This is a genomic window from Microbacterium paulum (assembly GCF_015707995.1).
Taxonomy (GTDB): Bacteria; Actinomycetota; Actinomycetes; order Actinomycetales; family Microbacteriaceae; genus Microbacterium; species Microbacterium paulum.
The window spans coordinates 57,552-65,991 of sequence record NZ_JAAGRY010000007.1; the positions used below are offsets into that span (position 1 = coordinate 57,552).

An 8,440-nucleotide genomic window follows, 5' to 3' on the forward strand; every position below is an offset into this window, starting at 1 on the left:
ATCCTGTGATCTTCACGGCGTGCGGCTCAGACGGGGCGCCTATTGTGGAGCCATGACCGAGAACCCCCTTCGCTCGGGTATCGAGCTGTCCGAACTGAGCCCCGAGATCCGACCGCAAGACGACCTGTTCCGGTACGTCAACGGTTCGTGGCTCGAGCGCACCGAGATCCCCGAAGACAAGGCCCGGTGGGGCTCGTTCCACCTGATCGCCGAGCAGGCCGAGCGCGACGTGCACACGATCATCGAAGAGGCGACCGGCGCCGCGCCCGGCACCGAGACGCGCAAGATCGGCGACCTCTACACGAGCTTCATGGACACCGACCGCATCGAGCAGCTCGGCGCCGCGCCGCTGCGCGAGCAGCTCGCGCGGATCGACGCGATCGACTCCGTGCCGGCGCTCCTGCGCACGGTCGGCGAGCTCGAGCGCGAGGGGGTCGGCGGCCTGTTCGGCACGTACATCGAGCCCGACCCGGGAAAGCCCGACCGCTACGTCGCCTTCATCGTGCAGTCGGGACTGTCGCTGCCCGACGAGAGCTACTACCGGCTCGAGAACTTCGCGAAGACGCGCACCGCGTTCCGCGAGTACGCGGCGACCATGCTGGGGCTCGCGGGGGTCGAGGATGCCTCGGCGCCGGCCGACCGCATCCTCGCGCTCGAGACCGAGATCGCGAGCCACCACTGGGACAACGTCCGCTCGCGCGACGCCGTCGCGACGTACAACCTCATGACGTGGGGTGACCTGCAACAGCTCGTCGGCGCCGATTTGACGCCGTGGCTGGATGCCGTGGCGCCGGACCATCAGAGCGGGTTCGCCGAGGTCAACGTGAACCAGCCGAGCGCGCTGTCCGGCCTCGGCTCGCTGCTGACCGAAGACCGGCTCGAGGACTGGAAGGCGTGGCTGCGGCTGCACGTCATCCGGGCATCCGCCGCGTTCCTCTCGCAGGACTTCGTCGACGCCAACTTCGCGTTCTACGGCACGGAGCTCACCGGCGTGCCGGTCAACCGCGAGCGGTGGAAGCGCGGTGTGAGCTTCGTCGAAGCGGCGATGGGCGAGGCGGTCGGCAAGGTCTACGTCGAGCGGCACTTCCCGCCGGCAGCGAAAGAGGCGATGGACGAGCTCGTCGCGAACCTCATCGAGGCCTATCGGCAGTCGATCGAGGGCCTCGAATGGATGACCCCGGCCACGCGCGAGCGCGCGCTCGAGAAGCTCGCCGCCTTCACGCCGAAGGTCGGCTTCCCCGAGAAGTGGAAGGACTACGGCGCCCTCGAGGTCGACCCGGGCGACCTGATCGGCAACGTGCTGCGCACGAACGCGTGGGAGCACGACCGTCAGCTCGCCAAGCTCGGACAGCCGATCGACCGCGACGAGTGGTACATGACCCCGCAGACGGTCAACGCGTACTACAACCCGCTGATGAACGAGATCGTCTTCCCCGCCGCGATCCTGCAGTACCCGTTCTTCGACCTGGAGCGGGATGCCGCGGCGAACTACGGCGGCATCGGCGCGGTCATCGGCCACGAGATCGGTCACGGCTTCGACGACCAGGGCTCGGCGTTCGACGGCACCGGCGCCCTCAACGACTGGTGGACCGACGACGACCGGGCGGCGTTCGAAGAGCGCACCGGCGCCCTCATCGCCCAGTACGACGCGCTCGTGCCGCGCGGGCTCGACGGCGAGCGACTCTCCGACGACCACCACGTCAACGGCGCCCTGACGATCGGCGAGAACATCGGCGACCTCGGCGGCCTCGGCATCGCGATCAAGGCCTACCGGCTGCACCTCGCCGCGAACGGCGACGACGACGCGGATGCCTCGGCTGTCGACGGTCCCGAGATCGACGGCTTCAGCGGCATCCAACGCCTGCTGCTCAGTTGGGCGCAGATCTGGCAGCAGAAGGGGCGCGACGCCGAGACGATCCGGCTGCTCACGATCGACCCGCACTCGCCGAACGAGTTCCGCTGCAACCAGATCGTGCGCAATGTCGACGAGTTCTACCGTGCCTTCGACGTGTCGGGCGACGACGCCCTCTGGCTCGACGCCGACCAGCGCGTGACGATCTGGTGAGCGAGACCCTGCGCAGGCGCCACGGTGGTGCCGACGACGACCGTGCTCGCGAGGAGCGCGGGTGGTCGTGTGGGGGGGGGCGCGGGGCGAGGTCCCCCCCCGCCGCGCCGGCCGCTCCCGGGGCCCCGGCCGGGGCGACGACCCTGCGCCGCGCGCGGCGCGGCACCGAGCCGGCTGCGGGAGCCGCGCCGACCCGGTCGTCGCTGCGCGAGCGCTCGTTCATCGGCACGCTGAAGGCTCTCGACGCGCTGTCGTCGGCGGGGGCGCACGTGTCGGTGCGCGTCGCCGACCTCGACTCGGGTGAAGAGGTGCTCACGGGCGACGACCACCTGACGCTGCCCGTCGGGGGAATCGGCGTCGTGCCGCTTCTCATCGAGGTCGCCGCGCAGTTCGAGTTCGGGCAGCTCGACCCGCTCGAGATCATCGAGCGCCGATCGGTCGACGAGGTCGCGTTGGCGGGACTGTGGCAGCACCTCGCGGCGCCCGCCCTGCCGGTGCGCGACCTCGCGGTGCTGGCGGCCGCGGCATCCGACGCCGCTGCGGCGAACGCGCTGCTGGCGCGCGTGGGGCTCGACGCGGTGCGCTCGCGCATGGAAGACATCGGGCTCGAGAAGACGGCGCTGCTCGACGGCTTTCGCGACGTGCGCGGGCCCGACGATGCCCCGCAGGTGGCGCTGTCGACCGCCGGTGACCTGTCGGCGCTGTTCGCGGCGATCGTCAACGCGCGCGTCGTCTCGCCGGCGGTCAGTGCGCAGGTCGGCGAGTGGCTCAACCTGAATCAAGACCTCGCGCTGGTCGGCGCGGCGACGGCGCTCGACCCGTTCGCGCACGAAGACGACCGTTACGGCATGCTCTTCGTCAACAAGACGGGGCGCGGCGATGGCATCCGTGCCGAGGCGGGAGTGCTCGCCGGCCCGCGCGGCGGGGTCGCCTTCGCGCTGCTCGTCGGTTTCGACGACCTCTCGATCGCGCACCGCCTGCGCGCGCACGAGGCGTTCCGCGCCCTCGGCGCCGACCTCATGGAGTACGTGTTCTGAGGCGGTGCTCGTCCCCCTAACGGCGGGGGTTGTCTCACTTGCGGCAGGGGTTGTCCCACAAACGGCTGTCTGAAGGCCGCGAAAGCGACCATATGTGGGACATGGATGCTGTTGCCCGGCGGGTCAGAAGACGATCGTGTGGTTGCCGTGCTGGATGACGCGGTCCTGCGCGTGCCACAGCACGGCGCGCGAGAGCACCTGGCGCTCGACGTCGGCGCCGCGGCGAGCGAGCTCGGCCGACGATTCGGCGTGGGTGACGCGCACGGTGTCCTGCTCGATGATCGGGCCCTCGTCGAGGTCGCCGGTGACGTAGTGGCTGGTCGCGCCGATGAGCTTGACGCCCCGCTCCTTCGCCTTCTTGTACGGCTCGGCGCCGATGAACGCGGGCAGGAACGAGTGGTGGATGTTGATCACCGGAACCCCGAGCGCGTCGAGGAACTCGGGGGAGAGGATCTGCATGTAGCGCGCCAGCACGACGAAGTCGACGTTGCCGACGAGCAGCTTCAGGATCTCGGCCTCCGACGCCGACTTGTCGGGGCCGGGCACCGACGGCACGTGGAAGAACGGCACGCCGAAGCTGCGCACATCCTCGGCCGTCGTCGTGTGGTTCGAGATCACCATCGGGATCGTCACGGGCAGGTCGCCGCGGCGGTGGCGCCACAGCAGGTCGAGCAGGCAGTGGTCTTGCTTGGATGCCAGGATCGCCATCCGCTGCGGCACCGACTGGTCGGTGAGCTTCCACTCGAGCTCGAAATCGGCCAGGGTCGCGGCGATGTCGGCCTCGATCGCGGGGCGCTCCGCCGCGAAGTCGGGCCGGTGGAACACGACGCGCTGAAAGTACGCCCCGCCGCGGTGGTCGTCGGAGAACTGGTCGAACGCGACGATGTTCCCCCCGATGCGCGTGATCATCGCCGACACGGCCGCGACGATGCCGGGCTTGTCGCTGCCGTGCACGATGAGACACGCGTGGTCGGCGGGGAGCTGGGGATCGTGCACGGGAGCCATGGATCGATTCTGCCCGATGCCGCGCCCTTCCCCTTCTCCCCGCTCCCTGCCCCCGTCCCGCGAGGGGTCGCGACACGCGGCATCCATCACCGGGTCAACGGCGTGTCGCGACCCCTCGGCGGAAGCCGCCCCAGGGTGCGGCGAGGTCCGGCCCGGGCAGGGGCGAGACGAGGGGAGGAGGGAGAGGGCGCGCGCGGGTCAGGCGCGGCGCGCGCCCTCGCCGAGCGAGGCCAGCTTGGCCCACGCGATGTCGGGGTGGATGCGTCCGCCCAGGCCGCAGTCGGTCGAGGCGATGACGCGGTCGGCGCCGACGATGTCGGTGTAGCGGCGGATGCGCTGCGCGACCAGCTCGGGGTGCTCGACGACGTTCGTGGCGTGGCTGACGACGCCGGGCACGAGCACGAGGTCGTCGGGCAGTGCGCCGGATGCCGAGGCGTCGGCCCACGCCACCGACTCGTGCTCGTGGCGGACGTTCCCGGCCTCGAACGAGATCGACCCGACGTTCGCCTTCAGCACGACCGGCAGGATGTCTTTCAGCTCGATGTCGGTCGTGTGCGGCCCGTGCCACGAGCCCCAGCACAGGTGCAGGCGCACCTGGTCTTCGGGAAGACCCGCGATCGCGTGGTTGATCGCGTCGATGCGGATCTGCGTGAACGCCTGGTAGTCGGCGATCGAGGGCTCGGGCGAGATCTGGTCGAAGTTCTCGGCGAGCGACGGGTCGTCGAGCTGCAAGATGAGGCCGGCGTCGACGATCGCCCGGTACTCCTCGCGCAGGGCGTCGGCCCACGCGAAGATGTGCTCCTCGTCGGTCGCGTAGTACTCGTTGCGCACGCGTGCGGCCGACCCCGGCGCGATCGCGGTGAGAAAGCCCTGCTCGCCCGGGCGGAGGGCGGCCTTCAGGTTACGGATGTCGGATGCCACGGCATCCTGCCCGCGGTAGGCGAGGGGACCCGTCGTGGTGGGGAAGGGGGCGGCGCCCGATCCGGTGTCGACGGCTTCGGCGTAGACGGCGGGGAACAGCTGCCGGTCGCGGCGGTTCAGAAAGCTCGTGAGCCGCACGTTGCCGGGCGACGACTCGACGGGCGGCTCGGTGAACGCGTTGATCTCGGTGAGCGAGAGGCCCGAGACGCGCTGGAACGAGTAGCCCCACCAGGCGCCGTAGTCGACGGCACCCGTCATCGCTTTGCCGAACTCGCCGTCGCCGACGAGGGTGATGCCGGCGTCGCGCTGGCGCTCGACGACGTCGGCGACCGCCTGCGCGGTGAGGGCGTCGACCTCGGGGGTCTGCTGCAGCGTGAAGCCGTCGTCGTCGAACGCGCGCGCCTTGTTCGCGTCGATCAGCGCCTGCGTGCGGGGCAGACTTCCCGAGGTGGTGGTCTGAACGGGCATGGTTCTCCTCCTGGGGTAGAGGGCCTGCCGGGCTGAGGCCGCGGGCAAGCCGTCAGAGAGCTCTTGCAGCGGCGATCGACGCGCGTTGCTCAAGGCGGAGGCTTCCGGTTTTCGAGCCACCCCAAGCGTAGAACCGCCGGACGCACCAGCGTGACCGTATGACAAGAGGTGACGGATGCCGGGGTCCCGGGCCGGGCCGGGCTGAGCCAGGCCGGGCTCGGCCAGGCGCGGCTGCACCCGGCGCGGATCAGGCCAGGTCAGCGCACCCCGCGCATGAGACGCAGCACGGGCTTCGCCGAGACGAGCAGCACGACGCCGATCGCGATCGCGATGAGCGCGAGCGTCGTGAAGTACGGCACCTCGTCGTCGGGGTTGTAGAGCGACGCGAGCTGCCCCGCGATGGCGGTGCCGAGCGAGACCGAGAGGAAGAAGAGCGCGACCATCTGCGTGTGGAACGCGTCGGGCGCGAGCTTGGTCGTCACCGACAGGCCGACCGGCGAGAGCAGCAGCTCGGCGACGGTGAAGACGAACAAGATGCCGACGATCGCCCGAACACGTTCGCGAGGGCCTTCGGCTGGCCGAAGAAGCGGGTGTCTGCCTCGCCGCTCGAGGGGTCGGTGGATGCCATGGGATTGCGTGCGCTCATCCGCCGAGGGTACCGGCGAGGCCCCGCGCACCCGCGGAGATCTGCGGGGCCGCGGAGGAATCCTGCCGAATCCGTCCGAAAGAGTGCTGATCTCCGCAGAACGGATGCCTCTCCGCGCCGCGCGAACCTAGGCTGGCGCCGTGACCGACACTCGCATCATCGACCTCAGCCACCCGATCCGCGGCGGGCTCGTCACCTACCCGGGCCTTCCCGCACCCGTCATCACCCCGCATCTCACGCGCGAGGCGTCGCGGGCGACCTATGCGCCGGGCACCGAGTTCGCGATGGACGTCATCACGATGATCGGCAACACCGGCACCTACCTCGACTCGCCGTTCCACCGCTACGCCGACGGCGCCGACCTCGCGGGACTCGACCTGTCGACGCTCGTCGGACTGCGCGCCGAGGTCTTCCACCTGACGGATGCCTGGGAGCCGGGCCGGCGGGGCATCCGACCCGAGGCGCTCGCCGATCGCGATGTGCGCGGCGCCGCCGTGCTGCTGCACACCGGCTGGGACGAGCACTTCGGCGGGCCCGACTACGGGGTCGGCGCGCCGTTCCTCACCGGCGAGGCGGCGCAGTGGCTCATCGAGCAGGGGGCGGTGCTCGTCGGCATCGACTCGGTCAACATCGACGACACCGCGCCCGAAACCGGCGGCGCCCGACCCGCCCACAGCCTGCTCCTGGGCGCCGGCGTGCACGTCGTCGAGCACCTCACGCGCCTCGGAGACCTGCCGCCGACGGGGGCGACGTTCACCGCCGCGCCGCCCGCGATCGAGGGCTTCGGCACGTTCCCCGTGCGCGCCTTCGGGCAGGTGCCGCGGTGACTCCGGGCGCCGCGGCAGATGCGGGCGGGGGCGTCCCCGGCGACTGGACGGTGCATCGCCGCGACGACGGCGAGCTCGTCGGGTGGATCCGGCCCGACGGCGACGCCTGGACGGCGATCGATCTGCTGGGGCGCGAGGCCGTGGCATCCGTCGACTGGCTCGACGCGGAGGCGGCGCTCGAAGAGCGCGGCATCGGCTACCTCGCCGACGTGTGGATGCTCGAGCGTGAGGGCGGCACGCCGCTGCGGGTGCGGATGCTCGAAGTGACGCCCGCGCGCATCGTCGTGAAGGTCGACGACTACGGCGACGTCAGCCGCGCGACCGAGCGGTTCACGCTGCCGTGGCCGATCCCGGCGGGGCTCCGCGCCCCGCGCGCGGGCGACCCCGACGGCTTCACGCGGGAGCGCTGAGCGCCGGAATCCCTCTCCGTGGGAGTTTTTGCAGAATTATTAGTTGTGCACAATCGAATTGTGTGCGATCGTTGTCTGCATGACGACGCAGCCCCTCGACGACTTCGTTTGCTTCGCGATGTATACCGCCTCGCACGCGACGACGCAGGCGTACCGCGAGGTGCTCAAGCCATGGCGGCTCACCTACCCGCAGTACCTCGCGATGGTCGTGCTCGCGACGGGCGAGCGATCGGTGGGCGAGCTCGGCGATGAGCTGGGACTCGACTCGGGCACGCTGTCGCCGCTGCTGCGCCGCCTCGACGAGCGCGGCCTCGTCGCCCGCCGCCGCGACGCGGGCGACGACCGCATCGTGCGCGTCTCGCTCACCGACGAGGGTCGCGCCGTGCACGACGAGGTGATCGCCGCAGCCGGATGCCTCGTGCCCGCGTTCGTCGACAGCGGGCGCAGCCTCACCGACCTGCTCGCGCAGCTGGGCGCCATCACCGCGAACATGCGCGCGCTCACGGCCGACCTGCGCACCGCCGCCTGAAGACCTCTCGTCGCGCCGACCGGCGCACGAGCTCCTACCGAAGACCGACCGAAAGGACCCCTCATGGACATTCTCTACACCGCCGAAGCACTCGCCACCGGTGGAGGCCGTGACGGCCACGTGCGCACGAGCGACGGCCTGCTCGACACGGACGTGCGCATTCCCAAAGAGATGGGCGGCGCGGGTGGCGCGCCGAACCCCGAGCTGCTCTTCGCCGCCGGCTACGCCGCGTGCTTCCACGGCGCGCTGCAGGCCGTCGCGCGCGCCCAGAAAGTCGCGATCGACGGATCGAGCGTCGGCTCCCGGGTGGGCATCGGCTCGAACGGCCAAGGCGGGTTCGGCCTCGCCGTCGAGCTCGAGGTGAACATCCCCGAGGTGTCGCACGAGGTCGCCCAGCAGCTGGCCGACGCCGCCCACCAGGTGTGCCCCTACTCGAATGCCACGCGCGGCAACATCGACGTGACGGTTACCGTCGTCGACGACTGAACCGCCTCGGGCGGCGGCGGCCCGCCGGTGCCGCGGGCCGGGCCGG

The 8,440-nt window shown here is 70.9% G+C and carries 8 protein-coding genes and 1 pseudogene; 6 read left to right on the forward strand and 3 right to left on the reverse strand.

What is annotated here, in order from left to right; all coding sequences use genetic code 11:
- Positions 1 to 52 precede the first annotated feature (52 nt).
- Positions 53 to 2,065, forward strand: a complete 2,013-nt coding sequence (locus G3N18_RS03270) for a M13 family metallopeptidase (RefSeq protein WP_196382877.1) — start codon at positions 53 to 55, stop codon at positions 2,063 to 2,065.
- A complete protein-coding gene (locus G3N18_RS03275) occupies positions 2,062 to 3,102 on the forward strand; it encodes a serine hydrolase (protein WP_338038215.1) in 1,041 nt (346 codons plus the stop codon). The genes G3N18_RS03270 and G3N18_RS03275 overlap by 4 nt, the downstream gene beginning before the upstream one ends.
- Before the next feature lie 123 nt (positions 3,103 to 3,225).
- Here G3N18_RS03275 and purU read toward each other — a convergent pair whose 3' ends face one another.
- From purU to G3N18_RS15850, 3 genes and pseudogenes are all read right to left on the reverse strand, one after another.
- Positions 3,226 to 4,107: a formyltetrahydrofolate deformylase gene (gene purU / locus G3N18_RS03280; RefSeq protein WP_196382878.1), complete on the reverse strand. Its 882-nt coding sequence runs from the start codon at positions 4,105 to 4,107 to the stop codon at positions 3,226 to 3,228.
- A 198-nt stretch (positions 4,108 to 4,305) separates the two neighbouring features.
- Positions 4,306 to 5,496 carry a cobalamin-independent methionine synthase II family protein gene (locus tag G3N18_RS03285; RefSeq protein WP_196382879.1) on the reverse strand — a complete coding sequence of 397 codons (1,191 nt, stop codon included), beginning with the start codon at positions 5,494 to 5,496 and terminating at the stop codon, positions 4,306 to 4,308.
- A gap of 257 nt (positions 5,497 to 5,753) precedes the next feature.
- Positions 5,754 to 6,044 (reverse strand): annotated as a pseudogene (locus G3N18_RS15850) (MFS transporter); the annotation flags it as partial.
- A 238-nt stretch (positions 6,045 to 6,282) separates the two neighbouring features.
- On the opposite strand from G3N18_RS15850, the gene G3N18_RS03295 reads away from it, so the two are divergent.
- The 4 genes from G3N18_RS03295 (at position 6,283) to G3N18_RS03310 (ending at position 8,394) form a co-directional block, all read left to right on the forward strand.
- Positions 6,283 to 6,969, forward strand: a complete 687-nt coding sequence (locus G3N18_RS03295; protein WP_196382880.1) for a cyclase family protein — start codon at positions 6,283 to 6,285, stop codon at positions 6,967 to 6,969.
- Positions 6,966 to 7,379, forward strand: a complete 414-nt coding sequence (locus G3N18_RS03300) for a hypothetical protein (protein ID WP_196382881.1) — start codon at positions 6,966 to 6,968, stop codon at positions 7,377 to 7,379. Before G3N18_RS03295 ends, G3N18_RS03300 begins: the two co-directional genes overlap by 4 nt.
- A gap of 79 nt (positions 7,380 to 7,458) precedes the next feature.
- Complete coding sequence (locus G3N18_RS03305) at positions 7,459 to 7,908, forward strand: MarR family winged helix-turn-helix transcriptional regulator (RefSeq protein WP_196382882.1); 450 nt, start codon at positions 7,459 to 7,461, stop codon at positions 7,906 to 7,908.
- Between the two features lie 63 nt (positions 7,909 to 7,971).
- The gene (locus G3N18_RS03310; protein WP_196382883.1) at positions 7,972 to 8,394 is read left to right on the forward strand and encodes an organic hydroperoxide resistance protein; all 423 of its coding nucleotides are present in this window, start codon (positions 7,972 to 7,974) and stop codon (positions 8,392 to 8,394) included.
- The last annotated feature ends 46 nt before the right edge of the window (positions 8,395 to 8,440 follow it).

Coding starts and splice junctions, on each gene's coding strand:
- G3N18_RS03305 (WP_196382882.1), top strand. CDS start 7,459: ATGACGACGCAGCCCCTCGACGACTTCGTTTGCTTCGCGATGTATACC.
- purU (WP_196382878.1), bottom strand. CDS start 4,107: ATGGCTCCCGTGCACGATCCCCAGCTCCCCGCCGACCACGCGTGTCTC.
- G3N18_RS03310 (WP_196382883.1), top strand. CDS start 7,972: ATGGACATTCTCTACACCGCCGAAGCACTCGCCACCGGTGGAGGCCGT.
- G3N18_RS03270 (WP_196382877.1), top strand. CDS start 53: ATGACCGAGAACCCCCTTCGCTCGGGTATCGAGCTGTCCGAACTGAGC.
- G3N18_RS03285 (WP_196382879.1), bottom strand. CDS start 5,496: ATGCCCGTTCAGACCACCACCTCGGGAAGTCTGCCCCGCACGCAGGCG.